This window comes from Croceicoccus bisphenolivorans, from assembly GCF_001634625.1.
In the GTDB taxonomy this organism is placed as follows: Bacteria; Pseudomonadota; Alphaproteobacteria; order Sphingomonadales; family Sphingomonadaceae; genus Croceicoccus; species Croceicoccus bisphenolivorans.
On sequence record NZ_LRSE01000002.1, the window covers coordinates 51275 to 74367 of the forward strand.

19 protein-coding genes are annotated in these 23093 nt (G+C 62.9%); 8 read left to right on the plus strand and 11 right to left on the minus strand.

Features of this window, described 5'->3' with window-relative positions; translation table 11 throughout:
* From A7A77_RS01885 to A7A77_RS01905, 5 genes are all read right to left on the minus strand, one after another.
* Window positions 1–1368 carry an MATE family efflux transporter gene (locus tag A7A77_RS01885; RefSeq protein ID WP_245638358.1) on the minus strand — a complete coding sequence of 456 codons (1368 nt, stop codon included), beginning with the start codon at window positions 1366–1368 and terminating at the stop codon, window positions 1–3.
* Between the two features lie 31 nt (window positions 1369–1399).
* Entirely contained in the window at window positions 1400–2653 is a 1254-nt protein-coding gene (locus A7A77_RS01890) for an SAM-dependent methyltransferase (RefSeq protein WP_066552705.1), read from the minus strand.
* Window positions 2654–2674: 21 nt separating this feature from the next.
* On the minus strand, window positions 2675–3478 hold the full coding sequence (locus A7A77_RS01895; RefSeq protein ID WP_066552708.1) for an SDR family oxidoreductase: 804 nt from the start codon (window positions 3476–3478) through the stop codon (window positions 2675–2677).
* A 110-nt stretch (window positions 3479–3588) separates the two neighbouring features.
* The gene (locus tag A7A77_RS01900) at window positions 3589–3951 is read right to left on the minus strand and encodes a glycine zipper 2TM domain-containing protein (RefSeq protein WP_066552711.1); all 363 of its coding nucleotides are present in this window, start codon (window positions 3949–3951) and stop codon (window positions 3589–3591) included.
* Window positions 3952–4121: 170 nt separating this feature from the next.
* On the minus strand, window positions 4122–4715 hold the full coding sequence (locus tag A7A77_RS01905) for an FMN-dependent NADH-azoreductase (protein ID WP_066552712.1): 594 nt from the start codon (window positions 4713–4715) through the stop codon (window positions 4122–4124).
* Window positions 4716–4753: 38 nt separating this feature from the next.
* Between A7A77_RS01905 and A7A77_RS01910 the strand changes: the two genes are divergently transcribed.
* A complete protein-coding gene (locus tag A7A77_RS01910; RefSeq protein ID WP_082835835.1) occupies window positions 4754–5179 on the plus strand; it encodes a winged helix-turn-helix transcriptional regulator in 426 nt (141 codons plus the stop codon).
* 1 nt (window position 5180) lies between these two features.
* Here the strand turns inward: A7A77_RS01910 and rlmN are convergent, their stop codons facing one another.
* Window positions 5181–6419 carry a dual-specificity RNA methyltransferase RlmN gene (rlmN, locus tag A7A77_RS01915; protein ID WP_245638359.1) on the minus strand — a complete coding sequence of 413 codons (1239 nt, stop codon included), beginning with the start codon at window positions 6417–6419 and terminating at the stop codon, window positions 5181–5183.
* A 277-nt stretch (window positions 6420–6696) separates the two neighbouring features.
* Between rlmN and A7A77_RS01920 the strand changes: the two genes are divergently transcribed.
* Complete coding sequence (locus tag A7A77_RS01920; protein WP_066552716.1) at window positions 6697–7359, plus strand: outer membrane protein; 663 nt, start codon at window positions 6697–6699, stop codon at window positions 7357–7359.
* 54 nt (window positions 7360–7413) lie between these two features.
* Here the strand turns inward: A7A77_RS01920 and A7A77_RS01925 are convergent, their stop codons facing one another.
* From A7A77_RS01925 to A7A77_RS01935, 3 genes are read right to left on the minus strand one after another with little or no spacing between them, the layout of a single operon-like run.
* Window positions 7414–7878, minus strand: a complete 465-nt coding sequence (locus tag A7A77_RS01925) for a hypothetical protein (RefSeq protein WP_066552719.1) — start codon at window positions 7876–7878, stop codon at window positions 7414–7416.
* The gene (gene greB / locus A7A77_RS01930; protein WP_066552721.1) at window positions 7871–8362 is read right to left on the minus strand and encodes a transcription elongation factor GreB; all 492 of its coding nucleotides are present in this window, start codon (window positions 8360–8362) and stop codon (window positions 7871–7873) included. Before greB ends, A7A77_RS01925 begins: the two co-directional genes overlap by 8 nt.
* Before the next feature lie 49 nt (window positions 8363–8411).
* Entirely contained in the window at window positions 8412–10472 is a 2061-nt protein-coding gene (locus tag A7A77_RS01935; RefSeq protein ID WP_245638360.1) for a lytic transglycosylase domain-containing protein, read from the minus strand.
* 112 nt (window positions 10473–10584) lie between these two features.
* On the opposite strand from A7A77_RS01935, the gene dapA reads away from it, so the two are divergent.
* From dapA to alaS, 6 genes are all read left to right on the plus strand, one after another.
* Window positions 10585–11466 (plus strand): 4-hydroxy-tetrahydrodipicolinate synthase, encoded by an 882-nt coding sequence (gene dapA, locus A7A77_RS01940; protein WP_066552723.1) that lies wholly within the window; start codon window positions 10585–10587, stop codon window positions 11464–11466.
* Between the two features lie 60 nt (window positions 11467–11526).
* Window positions 11527–12009 (plus strand): SsrA-binding protein SmpB, encoded by a 483-nt coding sequence (gene smpB, locus A7A77_RS01945; RefSeq protein WP_066552730.1) that lies wholly within the window; start codon window positions 11527–11529, stop codon window positions 12007–12009.
* 158 nt (window positions 12010–12167) lie between these two features.
* Complete coding sequence (locus A7A77_RS01950; protein WP_245638361.1) at window positions 12168–12764, plus strand: DUF2062 domain-containing protein; 597 nt, start codon at window positions 12168–12170, stop codon at window positions 12762–12764.
* The gene (locus A7A77_RS01955; protein ID WP_066552732.1) at window positions 12764–15169 is read left to right on the plus strand and encodes a hybrid sensor histidine kinase/response regulator; all 2406 of its coding nucleotides are present in this window, start codon (window positions 12764–12766) and stop codon (window positions 15167–15169) included. Before A7A77_RS01950 ends, A7A77_RS01955 begins: the two co-directional genes overlap by 1 nt.
* 137 nt (window positions 15170–15306) lie before the next feature.
* Window positions 15307–16371: a recombinase RecA gene (gene recA, locus A7A77_RS01960; protein WP_066553437.1), complete on the plus strand. Its 1065-nt coding sequence runs from the start codon at window positions 15307–15309 to the stop codon at window positions 16369–16371.
* A 171-nt stretch (window positions 16372–16542) separates the two neighbouring features.
* Window positions 16543–19194, plus strand: a complete 2652-nt coding sequence (gene alaS, locus A7A77_RS01965) for an alanine--tRNA ligase (protein ID WP_066552735.1) — start codon at window positions 16543–16545, stop codon at window positions 19192–19194.
* Window positions 19195–19230: 36 nt separating this feature from the next.
* Here alaS and A7A77_RS01970 read toward each other — a convergent pair whose 3' ends face one another.
* Window positions 19231–21027 carry a cation:proton antiporter domain-containing protein gene (locus tag A7A77_RS01970; protein ID WP_066552738.1) on the minus strand — a complete coding sequence of 599 codons (1797 nt, stop codon included), beginning with the start codon at window positions 21025–21027 and terminating at the stop codon, window positions 19231–19233.
* A 169-nt stretch (window positions 21028–21196) separates the two neighbouring features.
* The gene (locus tag A7A77_RS01975) at window positions 21197–23041 is read right to left on the minus strand and encodes a M3 family oligoendopeptidase (RefSeq protein WP_245638362.1); all 1845 of its coding nucleotides are present in this window, start codon (window positions 23039–23041) and stop codon (window positions 21197–21199) included.
* Between the last annotated feature and the right edge of the window lie 52 nt (window positions 23042–23093).

Below are 23093 nucleotides of genomic sequence, written 5' to 3' on the forward strand. Positions count from 1 at the left end.
TTAGGCGGGACTTGCGCCGCCTGCAAGTGTCTCTGCGGGTTTGATCGACCTAAGGAGGCCCGGAACGTACGCGCTGAGCGTTGCTGCGCGCAGAATGTAGGTGGCCGTAAAAGCGGTCCAGATACCGTAATTGCCATACGGTCGCAGCGCGAGGTCCAGCGCGATGTAGGCCAACGTGGTGACTATGGCGGCATTGCGCAGGGCTGCTCCGCGAGTCGCGCCGATGAAAATTCCGTCGAGCATCCACGACGGCGCGCCGAGCAAAGGAATCAGGGCGGCGAAAGGCAGGAAGGTAACTGCAGTCGCGTTCGTTGCCTCATCGGTCACCATAACGTCGACGATCGTCTGGCCGCACAGCCAGTAGAGGATCGACAGCAAGGCACCGCCAGCAATGGCAAATTCGCTGGTCAACCGGACCGAACGCAGGAAGCGCGCGCGCGAACCGGCACCGATCGCCTGACCGACACGTGCTTCCGCCGTAAACGCAAAGGCGTCGAGCACGAACGCCGATACGCTCACGAACTGCAGCAGGACGTGGTTGGCGGCGAGCGTGCTGGTGCCGATCCGCGCGCCGGAACTTGCCAGCCATGTGAACACGAGCAGGAGTGCGATTGTACGGATCATCAAGTCGCGGTTGATGGCGAACAGACGGGCAAGCGCCGTCCGGTCGAGCAGCACATCAAGCGGAGTGCGGCGCAATAGCGAGACCGGGCCCAACCCCGTAATCCGGCAGCAAAGCGCGATCCCGGTAAACACGGCGATCCATTCCGCCCCTGCCGTTCCGGCACCGATCCCGCCGGCACCAAGACCCGCGCCCCATACCAGCGCTACGTTGAGTGCAGCGTTGCAGGCATTCATCACCAGTTGCAGCACCAGCGCCGAACGGGTGCGGCCAAGGCCCAGCAGCCAGCCGGTGATCGCGAATACGGCAAGTGCGGCGGGCGCGCCGAAGAAGCGTGCGGTTATGTAGGCATCCGCCTCGCCGCTGACCTTTTCGCCCCCCGCCATCACGGCAAGCGCAAGCGTGGACAGCGGTATCTGAAGAAGTGTCAGGGCCAACCCGATGGCAAGCCCGATGCCGATGCCCCTGACGAGGAGGGCATTGACCTCGCCATCATCGCCGCTGCCCTGCGCTTTCGCTGTAAGGCCCGTCAGCCCCATGCGCAGGAAGCCAAATGTCCAGAAAACAAGGGTGATGATCGTCGCGCCCAGCGCCACGCCGGCGAGTGCGGCTGCATCCCCGGTGCGGCCGACGACGATCGTGTCGATGATGCCGACCAGCGGGACGGATGCCTGCCCCACCATGATCGGCCATGCCTGAGAAAGGATCGCGCGGCGGGTCAGCGGCAGGTCTGGCGAAGTGGTCACCGGCTGCAGATGGACCGGCGCGGCGTGCGCATCAAGCCGGGCTGATCAGGTTGCTCTCTGCCGCTGCCATGTAATCGCGCGACAGGGGCAGGGCGCGGCGGTCGCGCACGTACTGGATCTGGTAATTGCACATGCCGCCGCTTTCGAAAGCGGCAGTCGCGCCGGAAAGGTAGAAACTCCACATCCGGAAGAAGCGCGGATCATACATCGCCTCGATCTCGGACTGGTGCGCCATGCAGCGGTCGTACCAGCAGCGCAGGGTCTTGGCGTAATGGATGCGCAGGGTTTCCACGTCGCTGGCGATCAGGCGGACCTTCTCGCTCGCCGCGACGGTTTCGGACAGGGCGGGGATGTAGCCGCCGGGAAAGATGTACTTGCGCGTGAAGGCGTCCGTCATGCCCGGCGCACCCATGCGGCCGATCGTGTGGATCAACGCCACTCCATCCTGATGCATGAGATTGCCGACGGAGCGGAAGTACGTTTCGAACTGTGGCTGGCCGACGTGTTCGAACATGCCGACGGAAACGATCCTGTCGAACCGGCGGCCCGATGCGGCCAGATCGCGATAATCGACAAGTTCGAAACTGACCTTGTCTGCCACGCTCGCCGCCTCCGCACGCTTGCGGGCAAGCGCCAGCTGCTCTTGCGAAAGCGTGATGCCGGTAACCCGCACGCCCGCTTTCTGCGCAAGGAAGATCGCCATGCCGCCCCAGCCGCAACCGATGTCGAGCACATGCTGCCCCGGTTCGAGCGCGAGCTTGGCGGCGATGTGGGCCAGCTTCTCGTGCTGGGCTTCCTCCAGCGTCATGCCCTCGCGCGGCCAGTAGGCGCACGAATACTGCATGTGCGGGGCATCGAGCATCAGTTCGTAGAGATCGTTGCCGATGTCGTAATGGTGGGCGACATTGCTTCTGGAACTGGAGGCGCGGTTGGTCGCGCTGCGCAGATAGGCGACGCGGTCCTTCATGCGGCGCAGGAACGTGGGTGGGCGCAAACGCTGCCCCTTGTCCCACGGCTGGTTGGCGCGCAGCATGTGGATCAGTTCCATGATCCCGCCGCCTTCGATGACCAGCCTGCCGTCCATGTAGGCTTCCGCCGCGCCGAGGCGAGGGTCAGTCAGGATCTGGCGCGTGGCCCCTTTGCGCAGGGTGATCGACAGGTCTTCGAAGCCTGCGGCCGGTGTGCCGAAGGTCTGCATCCCTCCGCCTTCGAAGTGAACCTCCAGCGTTCCCTGTTCGACGGTGCTCGCGAAAAAGCGGGCGATGATCCGGTCGGAAGCACTCATGTCGCTGAATGTAGACGCTTGTCAGCCATCGGACGCAAGCGGCAATCGCGCATCGGTCTGGCTGTCCCCGCGCGCGAGGAACAGTACGTCGCGTTCCTGCTGCATCAGGTGCTGGCCCGAATCGACGTAGAGCACCTGTCCGCTCGCTGCTACGCCGCTGGCGAGGAAAAGCGCGGCATCGGCCAGTTCATCGGGATCGGTCAGACGGTGCAGCAGGTTCATGCGCCCGCTTGCCTCGTGCTCTGCCTCCACCTGGTCGAAGCTGGGCAGCATTGCTCCGGGGCACAGGCCATAGATGCGATCGGGCGTACCCCGTCGCGCCATGGCCAGCATCTCGGTTGCCGAGGCGAGCGCCGCCTTGGCCATCGTGTAGCTGAAGAAATCGGGATTCATGTTGGCCAGCTTCTGGTCGAGCACGTTGATGACGCACCGCCCCGTTTGGGTACGGGCCTTTGCCAGATAGCGTTGCGCCAGCAGGACCGGCCCTTCGGCGTTTATTTTCATCGAATGGTCGAACGTGTCGTGATCGATCAGGCGAGCATCATCGAATTCGAAGATCGAGGCGCAATTGATCAGTGCGCACCAGCCCTCCACCCGCGCCGCGAGATCGTTGACGCATGATTCGATCGCATCGCTGTCGGCAAGGTCGAAACTCACCACTTCCGCGCTCGGCAAGGCCGCTGCCAGCGATTCGGCATCGTCGTCGGAGTGTAGGTGATGGATCACAACGTGCCAGCCCGCGGCGGCGAATCGCTCGGCAATCGTCTTGCCCAGCCGCCTTGCCGCGCCTGTGACCAGTACCGATGGAAGAGTGCGTGAGGACATGGAGATGCTTGGACCATATTTGCCCCGGCACCGCAAATGCGCTGCATAGGAAAGGGGCCGGAAATCTTTCGATTTCCGACCCCTTTCCTAACATTCCTCAACGGTGGCGATTAACGGCAGCGGGCGTCGCCCTTGTCGATTGCGCGACCGATGATGGCACCGGCAGCGGCGCCAAGGATGGTGCCGGTCGTCCTGTCACGGCCACCGTCGATTTCACGGCCGAGCAGCGCGCCGCCGGCGGCACCGATGATCAGGCCGGTCGTGCCGTCGTTGCGCTTGCAGTAATAGCGCCCGTCGTCGCCGCGCCAGTAACGGTCGCCACGGCGCATCAGGCGCGGTTCGTAATAACGGTCGCCCTTGTGCTTGGCGCGCGCGCCATGGGCCGGGGCCCATGGCGGCGGGTCCGCCATTGCGGGGGCGGCGGGAAGCGCGACGGCGGCTGCCAGCACGGCTCCGATCAAACCCTTTTTCATCTCTTGTCCCTTTCTGTCTTTCGACTACCCGTAGGCAGTGCTTGAAGCCGAGAATGGATCCGCGAACCGGAACGCGCGATGAACCGATCCTTCAGAAAAAGAGTAGCGGGCGAACCGTTTCCGGAATGCGACGAAACGCGCTTAACCCGTTCTAAACCATTGCGATCGGCCTAGAGCGCGGCGATCTGCTCCTCTGCCGCCTCTACCGCACCGTCGGGGCCATGCACGCCAACGCCGTGGGCGCGCACGAAAGTGATGTCGGTGACCCCGATGAAGTTCAGAAAAGCCTCGATCAGGCCTTCGTGATAGGTCAGCGGCGGTTCGCCCGGCTGGTAACGGCCGCCCGCCGCCGATGCGACGATCACGCGCCGACCGCCGGCAAGCCCTTCGACACCGTTCTCGCCATAACGGAACGTGACGCGCGGAATGCCGAGGCGATCGATCCATGACTTGAGGTTGGAGGGGATGGTGAAATTGTACATCGGCGCGCCGATCACCACGACGTCTGCGACCAGAAATTCGTCCAGAACCTTCTTTTCCGATGTGGCGGCCGCCTTCATATCGTCGGTCCGGTCTTCTTCGGGAAAGCGGATGGCGCCGGTCAGGACAGGGTTGAGGTGGGCGAGCGGCTCGGTGCCGAGATCGCGATAAACAACGTCCGCACCGGTATTGTCGGCCTTCAGCTTCTCAACGATCTTCGCGGTCAGTGCGCGGCTGACGGATGCCGCGCCGGTGGTGGCGCTGTCGATGTGCAGGATATTCACTTTGCATTTCTCCGGTATCAAATGATAACTACCGGCATATGGTTACGAACCTCGCAGATGCACAAGAAGGCACAGCAAAGTCCCGAAGGCACACCGGTGTAACCGCCGTGATTGAGGCGAGCGGTGCGTGCGACGCGGTGACCGACATGCTGTCACGCGTTGGCGACAAGTGGTCGATGCAGGTTGTGATGAAGCTTGGCGAGAAATCGCGCCGCTTCAACGAACTGCGCCGCGCGGTTGAGGGCATTTCCCAGCGGATGCTCACCCGAACGCTGAGGAACCTTGAACGGGACGGGCTGATCAGTCGCACCGTCACGCCGACGGTCCCGCCGCGCGTGGACTATGCGCTAACGCCGTTGGGCCATTCGTTGTGGGGGCCGGTCATGCGGCTCAGCACATGGGTGCTTGAAAACCGTTCGGAGATAGAGGCTTCGCGCAGCGCATACGACACGCGCGAAATCTAGCTCATTCCTCCAGCGCGGCCTGTTTTTCGGCGGCGATCCGGTCCAGTTCGGCGCGGCTCTTCTTTTCCGCCGCAGTCTTCAGCTGTCCGCAGGCAGCATCGATGTCGCGCCCCCGCGGGGTGCGCACCGGCGCGCTGATTCCGGCTTCGAAAACGATGTTCGAAAACGCCCTGATGCGTTCGGGCGATGAACATTCATAGGGCGCGCCGGGCCACGGGTTGAACGGGATCAGGTTCACCTTGGCAGGCAGCTTGTACTGCTTGATCAGGCGCACGAGTTCGCGTGCATCGTCGTCGCTGTCGTTCTTGTCCTTCAGCATGACGTATTCGAACGTGATGCGCCGCGCGTTGGATGCGCCGGGATAGTCGGCACAGGCCTGCAGCAGCTCCTCGATGCCGTACTTCTTGTTGATCGGCACGATCTCGTCACGGATATCCTTGGTGATCGCGTGGAGCGAGACGGCGAGGTTCACGCCAATCTCTTCGCCGCAGCGCTCCATCATCGGCACGACACCGCTGGTGGACAGCGTGATGCGCCGCTTGGACAGGGCCAGTCCGTCGCCGTCCATCACGATTTTCAGCGCATCGCGGACATTGTCGAAATTATAGAGCGGCTCGCCCATGCCCATCATCACGATGTTGGTAAGCAGGCGCCCGTCGGAGGTATAGGTACCCTCATCCTCGGCATCGTCGAGGCCGTCCATCCGCCCCTTCGGCCATTCGCCCAGCGCGTCGCGGGCCAGCATGACCTGTCCCACGATTTCGCCAGGCGTCAGGTTGCGGACAAGGCGCATCGTGCCGGTGTGGCAGAAGCGGCAATTCAACGTGCAGCCCACTTGGCTCGACACGCAGAGCGTGCCGCGATCGGCATCGGGGATGAACACCATCTCGAAATCGTGGTTGTCCGCCGTGCGCAGCAGCCATTTTCGGGTGCCGTCGCTCGAATGCTGGGCCTCCACCACTTCCGGTCGGGCGATGACGAACCGTTCGGCCAGCCAAGGGCGCATCGTTTTGGCAATGTCGGTCATCGCGTCGAAATCGGATACGCCGCGATGATAGACCCAGTGCCAGACCTGCTTGCCACGCAGCTTGGCCGCCTTCGCGTCGAGCCCCGCCTGTTCGAACAGAGAGGCGATCTGCTTGCGCGGCAGGCCGAGCAGGTCGACGCGCCCGTCTTCGCGCGGCGTAACCTCCCGCGGAACGGGAACGGGATCGATGTGGCCCGGGACAGGCATGTTCATGTGCATGGCGCGCCATATAGAGAGGAACCGCACGTGCGCAAAGGGCGCGTGAACACCGCTTTCAAGATGTGGTTCCGCACCATTTGGTATCACGATGGTGTTCGTCGCGAAATCGGCACGTCAGAACGGCAAATTGTGCCCTTTTTTCGGTGAGTTGGGACGTTGTCTGCCGTTCATGAAACAACGCTCGCCCCTCGATCATTTCCGTGGTCCACACCCCGCCGTGGGGCATCGCACCCCACTGATGGGGGCAATGAGGGAAATGATTGGAGTTATTATGAAAAAGATCGTTGCAATTCTCGCCACCGGTACCGCTTTCGGCGCCATGGCCATGCCCGCAGCTGCGCAGGACTACGATTTCAGCGGCCCGCGCGTCGAAGCCATTGTCGGTTACGACATTTCTCAGGCAGGGTCGGACGCCGACAATGACCTGAACGACGCTGACGACCAGTCGATCGATGGTCTGCTTTATGGTGTCGGCATCGGTTACGACATCGACATGGGCGGCATGGTGTTCGGTGTCGAAGGTGAATACACCGACTCGACTGCGAAGACCGAGTTCAGCGATGGCGGTGACTACGAAGGCTTCGGCCTTGGCAGCGTCGATACCGGTCGGGATCTCTACATCGGTGCGCGCCTTGGTGCCAAGGTTGCACCGGACCTGCTTGCCTACGTGAAGGGCGGTTACACCAACGCTCGTTACAACGTTCTGGCAGCCGATGGCGAAAGCGAGCTTGATCAGGACATCAACGTCGACGGCTGGCGCGCCGGTGCGGGCCTTGAGTACGCGATGAGCAGCAACACGTTCACCAAGCTCGAGTACCGCTATTCGAACTATAGCGAGGCGGAATTCGAGAATGGCGACCTGCCCGACAGCGACCGTTTTGACATCGATACCGACCGTCACCAGATCGTGGCATCGGTGGGCATGCGCTTCTAAGCGAAAAGCAGTCCCAAGAGAGCGCGGGTCGGGAAACCGGCCCGCGTTTTCATATCAGCGGCAGGCGACGATCGCGGAATCGATGGCTGTCGGCGCGCCTGTCAGCTTGTACGCGTCGCGGAAGAAACGGCCCTGGCTGTCCCGCGCGCCCAGGGTCATCGTATCGCGGTTGCGGATGGCGGCGATGATTGCCGCATTGTCGTCCTTGCCCCATGCGCTGTCCCCTCCGCCTTCAAGCCGGAAACGCCGGTTGCCGACATCGAGCGTGACGATGGCATCGCGGGCGAGAGTGCGTGAAAGCCGCATGGTGAAGCGTTCCGCGCCCGGCGCAACAGTGATGTTGGCAAATGGCTGCCGTTCACGGGAATAGGGCGAAGGCTCGGCCATGGCGATGGCGTAGCAGGTTCGCCCGTCGCGAAACGCGCCCCAGCCGGAATGAACAGATACCGCTTCAGGCTGCGCGGAAGCAGCCGTCGCGGTGGCCAGCGTCGCCAGCAGCAATGGCAGCCACCTAGTCATAGGCGATGGCCATCACTTCCCATTCCTTGTCACCTGCCGGAAGCCGCACGGTGCGCAGATCACCCACGGAGGAACCGCGCAATGCGCGCGCGAGTGGGGAGCCCCAGCCGATCAGGCCCTTGCCGGCATCGGCCTCGTCGTCCCCCACGATCGTGACCGTGCGATGCTCGTCATCCTCGTCCGCAATCGTTACGGCCGCGCCGAAGAATACGCGGCTTTTATCGGGTTGTTCGGAGGGGACGACGACGCGGGCAGCCTTCATCCGGCGGGAGAGGTGGGCCAGTTCACGGTCGATCTCCCGCAGGCGCTTGCGTCCGTAGATGTAGTCGCCGTTCTCGCTCCGGTCACCGTTGCCTGCGGCCCAGCTGACGATATCGACGATCTTCGGACGCTCGTCCCCCAACAGCACGTCATAACGCGCGCGCAATGCGGAATAGCCCGCAGGCGTGATCGGGTTGCCCTTTACTTTTGCCGGCTCGCTCATACCGCGTTCCTAGCGCGCGGCATGCCATCATGCCAACGCGTGAGGGAGCTTATTGCCCCGGTCGTTTGCCGAGATAGTAGCTGAGCGGATATTGCCCGCTGCGGTTGCCGGAACCGGGATAGAGCGCATCGTAATATGCCGCGTTTTCAAGCACGCGCGCGACGTAGCGGCGGGTTTCGGTAAACGGGATCTGTTCGATCCATTCCACCCATCCGATCTCGCCCTTGCGCGGATCGCCGTTGGCGCGCAGCCACTTGCCCACATTGCCGGGGCCAGCGTTGTATGCGGCTACGGCCAGCGGATAGGAACCGCCGAACACATCCATCATGCGTGAGAAATAGCCTGCGCCCAGCCGCATGTTGTACTGCGGGTCCGCGATCAGGGAATCGCGGTTGTAGCTCAGGTACATCTTGCCCGCCTGTTCCTGCGCGGTGCCGGGCATCAACTGCATCAGGCCGCGCGCACCGGCATGGCTTTGCGCATCGGTGGCGAACTGGCTCTCCTGGCGGCTGATCGCGTGGATCATCGACCACGCGTTGTCGGTGCCGGTCGGCACGTCGATGCGCGGGAAGGCGTAAGTCGAAAATGCGTAGAACTTGCCGGTCGAAGCCTCTCGCCCGGCGATGACGCCAAGATCGCGGCGGCCCGTTTCGCGCGCCAATTCGGCGATCAGGGCGAAATCTTCCGCTGTTTCGGCCTGCTGGCCCAGTTCGCGGAAGAAATAGACTGCCGTTCGCCAGTCGCCGACCCGCCCGACTTCGCGTGCGGCCTGCACCAGCGGGCGGGCGTTGAAGGCGGAGCGGGCCGCGATCGATGGAGTTGGCAGCACACCTGCGGGCACCTCCAGAGGGCGACCCAGCTTTTCAAGCGCGAGCTGGCCGTAGAACTGGTCGGGATAGGCGGCTGCCGCTTCGTAATTGCGGCGCGCGACATCCTGCGCATTGGCACGGTCCGCGGCGAGCCCTGCGAAGTAGAAACCCTTGGTACGGGCGGGGGCAGTGCGCTGGCTTTTGCCGTAAATTTCGAACATGTCAGCCGCACTGCGCGCATCGCCGCGGGCGAGTGCCGCTTCGCCGATGGGGTAGAACAGCTTTTCGTAATCGTCGCGGATCTTGCTCGACAATTTCGACACGTCGGCGTCCGGCGCAAAGGCCTGCGTCGCACGGCGCGCGATGCGCACTGCGGTGCCGACATCGCCCATCGTCAGCGCGTCATTGGCCTGCAGGCGCATTTCGGTGACGAATGCTTCCTGATCGTTGGGCAGGTGGGAGAACGCCGGCGTATTGGCGATCAGGCTGCGTGCAACCGCGCCCTGTCCGCTGGTGCGCAACTGGCGAACGCGGTTGTAAAGCCAGCCGGGATCGCTGCCTGCGGTCACCGGCACCGACAGACCCACGCTCAGCGGGTCTTGCCCCTGCAGCGCTGACAGTCGCGCCATCAGCAATCCGCGCGAAGGTCCGCTGACGCGCATGATCTGGCGTTGCGCGCCCTCTACATCGGCCTGCCACAGCAATTCGTTCATCCGCGTTTCGTGATCGGCCTGGCTGAACTGTGCGCCGAACATGGAGGCGAGCGTCGCTTCGGCCACCGGAGACATCGAACCGCCGCGCCATGCCTCGAACGCGATCTTGCCTGCCTCGGGCCGGTTCAGTGCGCGAAGTGCCAGCGCGTATTGCGCGCGGGCCACGTTCGTCTGCGGCGGGTACTTGTCGAAAAATGCGACCAGCCGGCCCGGCTCGACATACTTGTCGGCCAGCGCGGCTTCGGCCTTGCCCTGAAGGTAGTCCTGTCGCGGAAAGCCGGGATATTGGCTGATGAAGCCGGCATATTCCTCGAACGAACCACCATTCTGCGCGATCAGCTGGTTCCAGCGGGTAACGGCGTAAGTCATCGGGCCGGGGCGAGAAGCCATGTTGCGCATGCGCGCCTTGTCCCAGTCCGACGGGTTCCACTGGATCTGGCCGAACGTTTCGGCAGTGCCGCCATCCTGAGCGATGGCGGGCACGGCTGACAGCCCGCAACAGGCAATCGCGATCACACTGGCGCGGGCGATCAGCGACTTTGGCAGCGCCTTTGGCAAAGATTCTCGACGACTTCCCATGCTGGACATTATAGGGGAACCCTCCTTATCAGCCGGTGAACGGTTAACCCGTCCAAAGTGTTCCGTCTTAACCACGCGCGACTTACGAACAAAAATAGCAATAATCCTGGAGCCTTTCGCAATGTTTTCTGGGTCAATCCCCGCCCTTGTGACACCCTTTCGCGACGGTGCCGTCGATGAAGCCGCGTTTCGCCGACTCATCGATTGGCAGATCGAGAACGGATCGAAGGCGCTTGTCCCTTGCGGAACCACGGGCGAGGCTTCGACGCTCACGAACGCCGAACACCACCGTGTAATCGAAATTTGTGTCGAACATACGGCAGGCCGCGTTCCGGTGATTGCGGGCTGCGGCTCCAATGATACCGCCAATGCGCTGATGCACATGACTTTTTCGAAGCGGTATGGCGCATCTGCGGCACTTGTCGTCGCGCCCTATTACAACCGTCCCAGCCAGGCGGGGCTGATCGCGCACTTTTCGCATCTGGCCGAAAACTGCGACCTGCCGATCATCCTCTACAACGTGCCGGGCCGCACGGTGACGGATATCGAACCGGAAACGGTGTGCGAACTGGCCAAGCGTTTTCCCGACCGGATCATCGGCATTAAGGACGCGAGCGGCGACTTGTCGCGAGTCGTCGATCACCGCATGGGCATCGGGCCGGACTTCTGCCAGCTTTCGGGCGATGACGAGCTTTCGCTGCCTGCCAATGCCGCCGGTGCTTCGGGCTGCATCTCCGTCACCGCGAACGTCGCGCCGAAGCTTTGCGCCGAATTCCAGCAGGCCTGTGTCGACAACGACTTCGCCAAGGCGCGGGAAATCAACGACAAGCTTTATCCGCTGCATTACGCCATGTTCGAGGATGCGAGCCCCGCGCCGTGCAAGTATGCCCTGTCGCGCGTGCATGACTGGATGACTGACGATCTGCGCCTGCCGATGGTCAAGTGTTCGGACAAGGCGAAGGCGGCGGTCGACGAAGCGCTGCAGCATGCCGGACTGCAGTAACCGGCCCGATCTGCACAGGGGGCTTTCGCAGCGCGCTCAGGCTCCCTACATGGCGCGGCTATGGCACGTCCCAAGCCCTCTACGTTCGAAAAGACCAAGACCGTCGCGGAAAATCGCCGCGCGCGGTTCGACTATTTCATCGAGGACACCTTCGAAGCCGGCATCGCGCTGACCGGTACGGAGGTGAAGTCGCTGCGCTTTGGCGAAGGCTCGATTACAGAGGCCTATGCCGAGATTCGCGATGGCGAGGCGTGGCTGGTGAACGCGAACGTGCCCGAATTCAGCCATGGCAACCGCTACAACCACGAGCCGAAGCGCCCGCGCAAGCTGCTTCTGCACACGCGCGAGATCGAGAAGCTGCTGGGTGCGGTGGAGCGCAAGGGCATGACGTTGGTGCCGCTGTCGGTCTATTTCAATTCCAAGGGCCGGGCGAAAGTCGAGCTCGCGCTCGCGAAGGGCAAGCAGGCGCACGACAAGCGCGCGACCATCAAGGAGCGTGACTGGAAGCGGGACAAGGCTCGCGTGATGCGCGAGCACGGATAGTTATCGAAAATCGAGTTTACTGGCCGCGCGATATTGATGACAAATTCCGTCAATCGCGGCTAGGAAGTGTGACGGCGTTCACCAGCTGTGTATCTGATGCGCGCTAACAGGGGGCATGGGCCGGGTTTCAGCCGGTCACGAAGGCTAGAAAGAGACTCATGGCGCAGGGCATTGCCAGCCGCATCGCAGGTTGGACGCGGTCGAAGATGCCGACCCGCGAACAGATGGAGCGCAATCGCTTCATCCGTCCCTATGCGCATCGCGTCCTGCGCTCCGAACTCTGGCGTTTCACCCGCCGCTCAGTGCCGCGCGGCGTTGCTCTTGGCATCGCGGCGGGAATCATCATTCCGCTTGGCCAGATCTTCGTTGCCGCCATGCTGGCATTGCCGGTGCGCGCCAATGTGCCGGTTGCTGCTGCACTGACTTTCGTGACGAATCCGGCCACCACGCCGCTTGTCTGGTGGTTTGCCAATTGGCTGGGCGGCGTATTGCTTCGAGTGGACGAGGTGACCATCGTCGCACCCGTCAGCACCGCAATGCAGCAGACCGAATTCGACAAGTTTCTCGAATGGCTGACCGGTGAAACGCTGGTGACCGCGTTCGGGCTGGTCGCGCTTGCGTCCATTACCAGCGCCGTCGGTTACGTGGTTTCGGCCTGGGGTTGGCGCTGGTGGATCGCGCGCAAGCGGATGCGGGCAATCCGGCATCGCCGCGAGAGGCTTGAACGTGCGCGCCACGCGGAATCCGAAAGCTGATGCTGGGCTTGCTCAGGGAAACGCCGGGGCGCAGCGTACCCGACTGGCTGCTGATCGGCACGGCGGTTCTTGCCAGTGCGGTTGCCATACAGGTCATGACAGACCTGTGGCAGCTGACGATCGCTTATGCCGGCACGCTGATAGTGTTCACCGCCGTGATGCGTGCGGCGATGAAGCGTGTGCCGACCGAAGGTGAAGAGCGCCTTGCCCCGCCTGACTGGTCGGTGACCGTCGCGGCGATCGAAAGGCCGGACGTCGCCACCGTCATTACCGAGCGCAGCGGCAGGGTAGTCTGTGCGAACACGCGCTATGGCGAGTGGTTCGGGTTCTACAACACACCGCCCCAGCTTGCGCTGGACGAGGATTCGCAGGCCCGCCTGTCCGATGCATCGCGAGAGGCGTGGCGCGCTGGCGAAGCGACGGTCCAGTCGCTGGTGGGCACCAATGGCCGCTGGCACGCCGTTTTGCGGCGCGCGGGGCGGGGGCAAAATCATCTCGTCTGGGAATTCGCGCCGGTCGAAACGGTGGATCTGGGTGCGCGGGTCGTACGCCAGCTGGACGACAAGCTGGGTCGCGCTTTGGGTGCTGCGGGCATACAGGCCGTGGCGGTCAGCGCCGAAGGCGAAGTCCTTGGCGCAAACGCCGAATTCGCGCGGCGGGCTGCGGGGGATGCTCCTGAAAACCTCGTCGGCCGGGAATTCGTCGAGTTCCTGACCGCGGATGACTACGATCGCATCTATTATGCGCGGGAAGGTACGAGTGGCGAGGATCTGCGCCTCATCCACCTGCCGGTTGTCGATCCCGACGATGCGCCGGGCAAGGGGCGCAGTTCGCCGGTCCTGTTCCTGATCCTCGAAGGCGGGCTGCATGCCGGTAACGCCGCCGCCCTGCCAGAGATCGAGAGCCTGCTCGCCCTGCTGCCGCTCGGTCTTGCGATGACGGACAGGGACGGGCGGTTCCTGTTTGCGAATAAGGCGTTCCGCCGTGCCGCGGGCCTTGAAACTCATGGCGAGATTCCACCGTTTCCGTCCGATCTCGTCGTGCGGGAAGACAAGAGTGCACTGGCCGATTCGATCCGGCGCCATGCAGCAGGCACGCCCAGTTCCGGCGCGATGCCGGTGCGCCTGCACGCCAGTCCGGAAGAACCGGTCACGCTCAGTCTTGCCGGTGTGCGCGGACTTGGCGAATCGGCCGTATTGCTGAGCCTGAAGGACACGACAGAGGAAACGCGTCTGAAGCGCCAGGTCGCGCAGGCGACCAAGATGCAGGCCGTCGGCCAGCTGGCAGGCGGTGTGGCGCACGACTTCAACAACGTGCTGACCGCGATCATCGGTTATTGCGACCTGATGCTGCTGCGCCACGCGCCGGGCGACAGCGATTACGACGATATTCAGCAGATCAAGGCGAATTCGAACCGCGCCGCCTCGCTTACCCGCCAGTTGCTGGCCTTTTCGCGCCAGCAGACGTTGCGGCCCCAGGTGCTGCAGCTGCCCGATGTCGTGTCGGAAGTCTCCGCCTTGCTCAAGCGGCTGATCGGCGAAAAGATCCGGCTTGAGGTGAAGCATGATCGCGCATTGGGCGCAGTGCGGGCCGATCCCAGCCAGCTGGAACAGGTGATCGTCAATCTGGCCGTCAATGCCCGCGATGCCATGCTTGCCAAGGGCGAATCCGGCACGCTTACGATCTCGACCCGCAAGATCACGCCGCGCGATGTGCGGGCGCTGAAGAACGAGGTGTTGCCGCAAGGAAACTACACCGCCCTGATTGTCGAGGATACGGGCGACGGCATTCCCACCGACAGCCTCGGCAAGATTTTCGAACCGTTCTTCACAACGAAGGAGACCGGGAAGGGGACGGGCCTCGGCCTGTCCACCGTCTACGGCATCGTGAAGCAGTCGGACGGCTTCATCTTTGCAGAGAGCGAGCCGGGAGAGGGCGCGCGCTTTACGGTCTATTTGCCGGTGCACGTGCCGGTGGCAGGCGAAATCGTCGCAGAACCGCGCAAAGAGGTGGAGCCGCGCGCTGCTTTCGGCGGAACGGGCAAGATCCTGCTGGTGGAGGACGAAGACACCGTTCGCGCGGTGGCCGAACGTGCGCTGGTGCGGCAGGGTTACGTCGTGAAAACGGCGGCTGATGGCGAGGAAGGGCTGGAAGCGATGCGGGAGGGCGGCGAATTCGACCTCGTGATCTCCGACGTCGTCATGCCCACGATGGACGGTCCGGCCATGGCGCGCGAGATTCGCAAGCTCAAGCCCGATCTGCCCGTGCTGTTCATGTCCGGCTATGCCGAGGAGCAGTTGCGCCGCGAGATCGATATCGAGGCCATGTATTTCCTGCCAAAGCCTTTTTCCGTCGCACAGATCGGGGAAAAGGTTGCATCGGTGCTGGGCGCGAGCCGGCAATAGGCGTACCACACTTATAGCGGCCGCAAGGCACTCTCGGTAATTTTCGTTCCCCTCTTGTTCCATGAGAACAAATGGGATACATCATTGCAGGACGGTCGATAGGCCGACAGGCACAAACGATGCGAAAGGCCGAAGCGATGGCTGCGAATCTGAAGCTGGTGGACAAGGAAAGCAACGTGGATCGTCAAAAGGCGCTGGACGCCGCTCTGGCACAGATCGATCGGGCATTCGGCAAGGGCTCGGCAATGAAACTGGGTAGCCGGGAGAAGATCGAGATCGAAGCGATTTCGACCGGATCGCTTGGCCTCGACATCGCGCTCGGCATCGGCGGCCTGCCGCGCGGGCGCGTCGTGGAAATCTACGGGCCGGAAAGCTCGGGCAAGACGACACTGGCGCTGCACGCCATTGCAGAGGCGCAGAAGGCGGGCGGCACCGCCGCTTTCGTTGACGCCGAACACGCGCTCGACCCGGTATATGCGAAGAAGCTTGGTGTCGACATCGACGAACTGATCGTCTCGCAGCCGGATACGGGTGAGCAGGCGCTGGAGATCACCGATACGCTGGTGCGTTCCAATGCGATCGACGTGCTGGTGGTCGATTCTGTCGCCGCACTGGTTCCCCGCGCGGAGATCGAGGGCGAGATGGGCGACAGCCACGTCGGCCTGCAGGCCCGCCTGATGAGCCAGGCGCTGCGCAAGCTGACCGGCTCGATCAACCGTTCACGCTGCCTGGTGATCTTCATCAACCAGGTGCGCATGAAGATCGGCGTGATGTACGGCAATCCGGAAACGACGACTGGTGGCAATGCGCTGAAGTTCTACGCTTCGGTCCGTCTCGATATCCGCCGCACCGGCCAGATCAAGGATCGTGATGAGATTGTCGGCAATGCCACGCGCGTCAAGGTCGTGAAGAACAAGGTTGCGCCGCCGTTCAAGCAGGTCGAATTCGACATCATGTATGGCGAGGGCGTTTCCAAGATCGGCGAAATCCTCGATCTGGGCGTGAAGGCCGGGCTGGTTGAAAAGTCGGGTGCGTGGTTCAGCTACGATTCGATCCGCATCGGGCAGGGGCGCGAAAACGCGAAGACCTTCCTGAAGGAAAATCCCGAGCTTTGCGCCAAGCTGGAAGATGCGATCCGCGGCAAGACCGACGAGGTTGCGGAAGAGATGATGGTCGGCCCGGGCGAAGACGACGGCGAATGATTGCCTGATCCGATTCGATGAAATTTGCTGTTGGGGCGGGTTCGGCGATGGCCGGATCCGCCCTTTCAGTATTGCGCCAAGCGGAAAATCGGGCGTGACGATCGCTCTGAACGCAATTTCCGGCCACTTCACCGCTTGTCGCAATTGCGCCTGTCGCCTAACTGCCATGCCATGACCTCGACGAACGAAATCCGCGCCTCCTTCCTCGACTATTTCGGCAAGGCCGGGCACGAGAAAGTCCACTCGGCACCGCTGGTGCCGTACAACGATCCGACCCTGATGTTCGTGAACGCAGGGATGGTCCCGTTCAAGAACGTCTTCACCGGGCTCGAAACACGCGATCCGCCACGGGCGACATCATCGCAGAAGTGCGTGCGCGCAGGCGGCAAGCACAACGACCTCGACAACGTCGGCTATACCGCGCGGCACCACACCTTCTTCGAGATGCTCGGCAACTTCTCGTTCGGCGACTATTTCAAGGAGCAAGCGATCGAACATGCCTGGACCCTGCTGACCAAAGAGTGGGGGATCCCCGCCGACAAACTGATCACCACGGTCTATCACACTGACGACGAGGCTTTCGATCTCTGGAAGAAGATCGCGGGTCTCTCCGATGACCGGATCATCCGTATCCCGACATCGGACAATTTCTGGTCGATGGGCGATACGGGGCCCTGCGGGCCGTGCAGCGAAATCTTCTACGATCATGGCGAGCATATCTGGGGTGGTCCTCCGGGATCACCCGAAGAGGATGGCGACCGGTTCATCGAGATCTGGAATCTCGTGTTCATGCAGTTCGAGCAGAAGGCGGACGGCACTCGTGATCCCTTGCCCAAGCCTTCGATCGATACGGGCATGGGTCTCGAACGCATTGCCGCCGTCATGCAGGGCGTGCACGACAATTACGACACCGACACGTTCAAGGCGCTGATTACCGCATCGGAAAACCTGACTGGTGTGAAGGCCGAAGGCGCAACCCAGGCGAGCCACCGAGTAATCGCCGATCACCTGCGTTCGACGAGCTTCCTGCTTGCCGATGGCGTTCTGCCCTCGAACGAAGGGCGCGGCTACGTTCTACGCCGGATCATGCGTCGCGCCATGCGCCATGCGCATCTTCTTGGCGCGAGCGAGCCGTTGATGCACCGCCTGGTTCCAGCGCTTGTCACTGAAATGGGGCAGGCCTACCCGGAACTAGCGCGTGCTCAGGCCCTGATTGGTGAAGTGCTGGAGCGTGAGGAGACGCGGTTCCGCCAGACGCTGGACAAGGGCCTGCGTCTGCTCGACGAAGCGACCGTCGATCTTGCGACGGGCGATGAATTGCCCGGCGAGACGGCCTTCCGCCTCTACGACACATACGGATTTCCCTACGACCTGACCGAAGATGCGCTGCGTTCGCGCGGCATCGGGGTCGACCGTGAAGGCTTCGATACCGCAATGGCGCAGCAGAAGGCGGCGGCGCGCGCGGCGTGGAAGGGAAGCGGCGATGCGGCTTCGGGCGAGGTCTGGTTCGACATTGCCGAGCGCGAAGGTGCGACCGAATTCACCGGCTATACCTCCACCCAGGGTGAAGGAAACGTTGTCGCTTTGCTTGTCGACGGGGCGGAAGTGAAATCGGCAAGCGCCGGGCAGGACGTTGTCGTGCTGACCAACCAGACGCCGTTTTACGGCGAAAGCGGTGGGCAGACCGGCGATGCCGGAACGATCACGGCAAACGGGCTGGAGATCGAGGTGTCCGACACTTCGAAGCCGCTGGGGCGCCTGCACGCACACCACGGCACGATCAAGAGCGGCACGATTGCCGTGGGCGATACGGTCCATCTCGTCGTCGATGCGCAGATGCGCGATGCCATTCGTGCCAATCACTCCGCGACGCACCTGTTGCACGCAGCGCTGCGCAATCGGCTTGGCGGGCATGTCACGCAGAAGGGGTCGCTCGTTGCTGCCGATCGCCTGCGCTTCGACTTCTCCCACCCCAAGGCGCTGACCGAAGAAGACATCCGCGCGGTCGAGGCTGAAGTAAACGCCCAGATCCGCGGCAACGAACCGGTCACGACAAGGTTGATGAGCCCGGACGATGCGATCGAGGCCGGCGCCATGGCGCTGTTCGGCGAAAAGTACGGCGATGAGGTTCGCGTCCTTTCCATGGGCCGGAACCCGGAAACGCGTTCCTACTCGGTGGAACTGTGCGGCGGCACGCACGTCAATGCCCTTGGCGACATCGCGGTTTTCCGCATCGTTGCCGAAAGCGCGGTTTCCTCTGGCGTCCGCCGTATCGAGGCGCTGACGGGTGAAGCCGCTCGCGCTTGGCTGGTCGGGCGCGAAGATGCGTTGAAGGCGATTGCCGCTGCCATGAAGGCTGCGCCCGATGAAGTTACTGGCCGGGTCATCGCGCTGATCGATGAACGCAAGCGGCTGGAGCGGGAATTGGCAGACGCGAAGAAGGCGCTTGCGCTGGCAGGTGCGTCGGGCGGCGCAACGACAGCACCGGCTGACGAGGATGTCGGCGGTGTGGCATTTGCCGGGCAGGTGCTGGAAGGCATGGACCCCAAGGAACTGCGCGGGCTTCTGGACGATGCCAAGAAGCGGCTTGGTTCGGGTGTGGCCGCGATTGCCGCTGTCAACGAAGGGCGTGCGGCGTTCGCTGTCGCCGTGACCGATGACCTGATCGAGCGCTTCAGTGCCGTAGATCTCGTCCGCAAGGGGGTCGAGGCGCTGGGCGGCAAGGGCGGCGGTGGCCGTCCCGACATGGCGCAGGGCGGCGGGCCCGACGGCTCGAAGGCCAGCGCAGCTATCGAAGCGGTGAAGGAAGCACTGGCGGACTGAGCTGGCGCCGGCCTGATCGAGCAGGGCGTGTGCGGCTCAGGCCGCTTCGCCCGACGCTTCGGTTCGCCTGTCAGCCAGGCTCGTCTTCAGCTTCGGCTTTCGCGTCAGTTCGCCGTCGCGCATGATCTGTTCGCGGAATTCATCGCGCTTTTCGTGGATCGAGGCGATGACCGGCCCCATGGCAACGCCGACGTTGACGAGCACTGCCTCTGACAGTTGCAGCGAACTTTCGAGCGTTTCCGGCACGGCTTCGGTTGCTCCGGCGCGATAGAGTTCGGCAGCGTGGCTGGAATCGCGCGCACGGGCGACGATCGGTAGGTCGGGGTAGCGCGAGCGCAACTTGCGCAGCAGGCGTGCAGCCAGAACGGGTTCGTCCATCGTCAGGATAATGGCCGAGGCGTTCGAGAGATTGATCCGGTCGAGCGCGGGGCCGCGCGCGTCCGCATAGAGCAGCGGGTGCTTGCGGCGGCGCGCTACCGCAGCCAGTTCCGGATCGGAGTCGATGGCCAGAAAACGTTGGTCGTGCCGCGACATCATGTCGGCGACTAGCTGCCCGACACGCCCGTATCCCAGAATGATCGCACGCCCCTGTGAAGGATCATCCTCGCTATCCTCTACCGCAGGCGCCGGTGGGGCATCGACATGGCGCGCGACCTTGCGCCCGAACAGGGCGAGGATCGGCGTGATCGTCAGGCCGATGGCGGTCACGATCTGCCAGAACTGGGCGGTTTGGGGCTGGATCAACTGTGCCGTGGCGGCCGCGGAAAGCACGATCAGCGTCGTTTCCGAAGGGCTGGCCATGGTGATGCCGGTTTCCACCGCAGTGCCACGGCGCGCGCCCATCATGCGCAGTAACGCGCCCGTCACCAGTGCCTTTACCAGCAGCACGCCTGTCACGGCCGCAGCGATCGGCCATGCATTTGCGGCGATCACCCCAAGATCGACGCCCATGCCCACGGTGATGAGGAAAATCCCGAGCGCAAGACCCTTGAACGGCGCAGTGATCCCCTCGACCTCCGTGTGATATTCGGTTTCGGCGATCAGCAGGCCGGCAAGCAGCGCGCCGACGATGGGTGAAAGGCCAACCGCTGCGGTCGCCAGTGCCGCGATGATCACGACCAGCAGGCTGGCGGCAAGGAACAGTTCGGGGCTTTTCGTACGAGCCGCCTGTGCGAACAGGCGCGGCAGCAGGAAGCGCCCGCCGACCATCAGGAAGATCACGGTCAGCCCGCCCGTCCAGATCGTGTGCCACAGCCCCTCCATCCCTTCACTGCTGGCATAAGGCGCCATCGCGCCGAGCATGAAGATGATCGGCACGATGGCGATATCCTCGAACAGCAGCATCGAGAGAGCGGCCTTGCCAACAGGGCTTTTGGTTCCGGAAATCGGCAGGACGAGGGCGGTGGAGGAAAGCGCGAGGGCAAGGCCGAGGCCGAGGGCGCCTGTCCAGTATTGCCCCATCGTCATCAGCGCGAAAGCTATCAGGGCGGCCGAGATGGTCAGTTCCATCGCGCCAAGGCCGAAAACCATCCGCCGCAATTGCCACAGGCGGTTGAATGACAGTTCAAGGCCGATGGTGAACAGCAGCAGGATGATGCCGAACTCCGCAAAGGGTTCCAGCCCCTGTGGATCGGTTATCGTGACATATTGCAGCCATGGATAGTCGAAGACGAGCCGCCCGAGCCCGAACGGACCGACCAGCATCCCGACAAGAATGAATCCGATGATCGGCGTGATGCGGAACCGTGCGAAGACGGGGATCACGATACCGGCGGCGCCAAGGATGACGAGGGCATCGGAAAGTACGGGTGAGAAATGCAGTTCGCTCGCCATTGGTTACGACCCTAGGTTGCAATGCGGCAATTGGCCAGAGCGAGGGCGAAGGAAAGAACCATGACCTTGCCAAAGGTCGGGAAGGTTGGTGCAAGAACTTGTCGGCAGGCATGAAAATGGCCGGTCGGGAGCTGCCCCGACCGGCCTTATGATTTTCAGGATTTTCGGATCAAAGCAGTTTTTCGATCTCGTCCATTGTCTTGCTGAAATTGGCGACGAAGCTGCGGTAGACGTCGGGCTTGGTCATATCTAGCCCGGCCTTCTTCTTCAGGATGTCGACCGGATAGTCCGATCCGCCCGCCTTCAGCACGTCGATCATCGCCGTCTGCTCCTTCTTGCCGCCGTTCAGGATCTGCTCGGCAAACCAGGTGCCGGCGGAGATCGAGGTGGCATACTGGAACACGTAGTATGCGTCGGAACGGAAGAAGTGGCTGACGTAGGACCATTCGTTGGCGACGTTGTCGGGAAGGATCATCTTCGGCCCATGATAGCGGCGCAGGATGTCCATGTAGACGGCGTTGAACTTCTCGCCCGACAGGCCTTCGCCGGCTTCGGCCAGTTCGTGGGCTTTCAGCTCGAACTCGGCGAACTGGGTCTGGCGGAAGAAGGTGCCGCGCGCAGCCTCAAGCTGGGTGCCGAGGTAGAACAGCTTCTCCTCGCGCGTTTTCGCCCGCTGTTGCATGTAGTGGCTGAGAAACACTTCGTTCACCGTCGAGGCGATTTCCGCGATGAAGGTCGCGTAGTCGTATGTCTCGTAAGGGTTGTTGGCGCGCGAAAGCAGCGTGTGGATCGCGTGGCCCCACTCGTGCGCGTAAGTCGACATGGACTCATAGTCCTCGCCTAGGTTCAACAGCAGGTAGGGGTGCACGTCATATGCGCTGCCCTGCATGTAGGCGCCCGAATCCTTACCGGGGCGAGGGCGCGGATCCATCCACTTCTTGGTCGTCGCATCTGTCAGCAGGTCGACGTATTCCTTGCCGAACGGCTTCAGCGCCTCGATCGTGATGGCGCGCATCTGGGGTAGCGTGAACTTGCGGTCCAGCGATACGAGCGGCGGATAGATGTCGTAGTATCCGATGTCGGGCAGGCCGAGGATGCGGCGGCGCAAATCGAAATAGCGGTGAAGTTCGGGCAGGCCCTTGTTCACTTCCTCCACCAGCGTGCGATAGACTCCTTCGGGAATGTTCGGCCCGTCCAGCGCCCACGACAGCGTGTTGGGATAGTTGCGCGACTTGGCGCGGAAAACGTCGCCCTTCAGCTTCGCCGCATAGGCAGCGCCCAGCGAATTGCTGAACGCGCCGTAGCCATCCCAGAATTCCTTGAAGATCAGCTTGCGATCATCGCGGTTCGCGGCGTCGCGGTTAAGCGAGTAGCCCTGATCGTCCAGGCGAATCTCGGTCCCGTCAGAAAGCTTGACGGTGGGGCGGGGCATGTCCGACGCAGTCAGCTGGCTGCGTACGCTCTCCGGCCCACCCAGCGGGGCGCTGGCCGCCGCAAGCAGGCTTTCGCCCTGCGTGTCGAGCACGTGATCGGCATTGCGCAGCGTGTCGCGCAGGCCGAAAGCGAACCGCCTCTGCAAGGTGGCGTTGGTGGCGATGAAGCTCTCCACCTTGTCCTTGCCCAGCGCCAGCACTTCGGGTGCCTGCCACGCCACGGCTTCGCCCAGAGCGGTGAGCAGGTCGCTTGCCTGGCCGACGCGTTCCTGGTTCTTGCCCACGCGCACATCGGCATCGGCGTTCAGATGCGCGAAGATGTAGACGCGCACCGCGTCCTTCGAGGTTTCGGAAATGTCCACCAGTGCCTCGGCCATGGCGTCCGCCCCATTGCCGAGCGTCCCCTTGTAGGCGGCGAGGCGGGGCAGGGCATCCAGCGATGCCTTGCGCGCGACCTCCCACGCCGTCCAGTCGGGGTAGAGCTCGGTCAGGTCCCACTCGCCCATGATTCCGTCGGCTGCCTGCGCAAGTGCGGTGGCGGGGGCGGCGGCAACGCCGGCGAAGGGTAGAATCGTGCTCATGGCGAGCAAACTACGGCGGTCTGTCTCAAGCATGCAATCTGTAAGTCCCGAT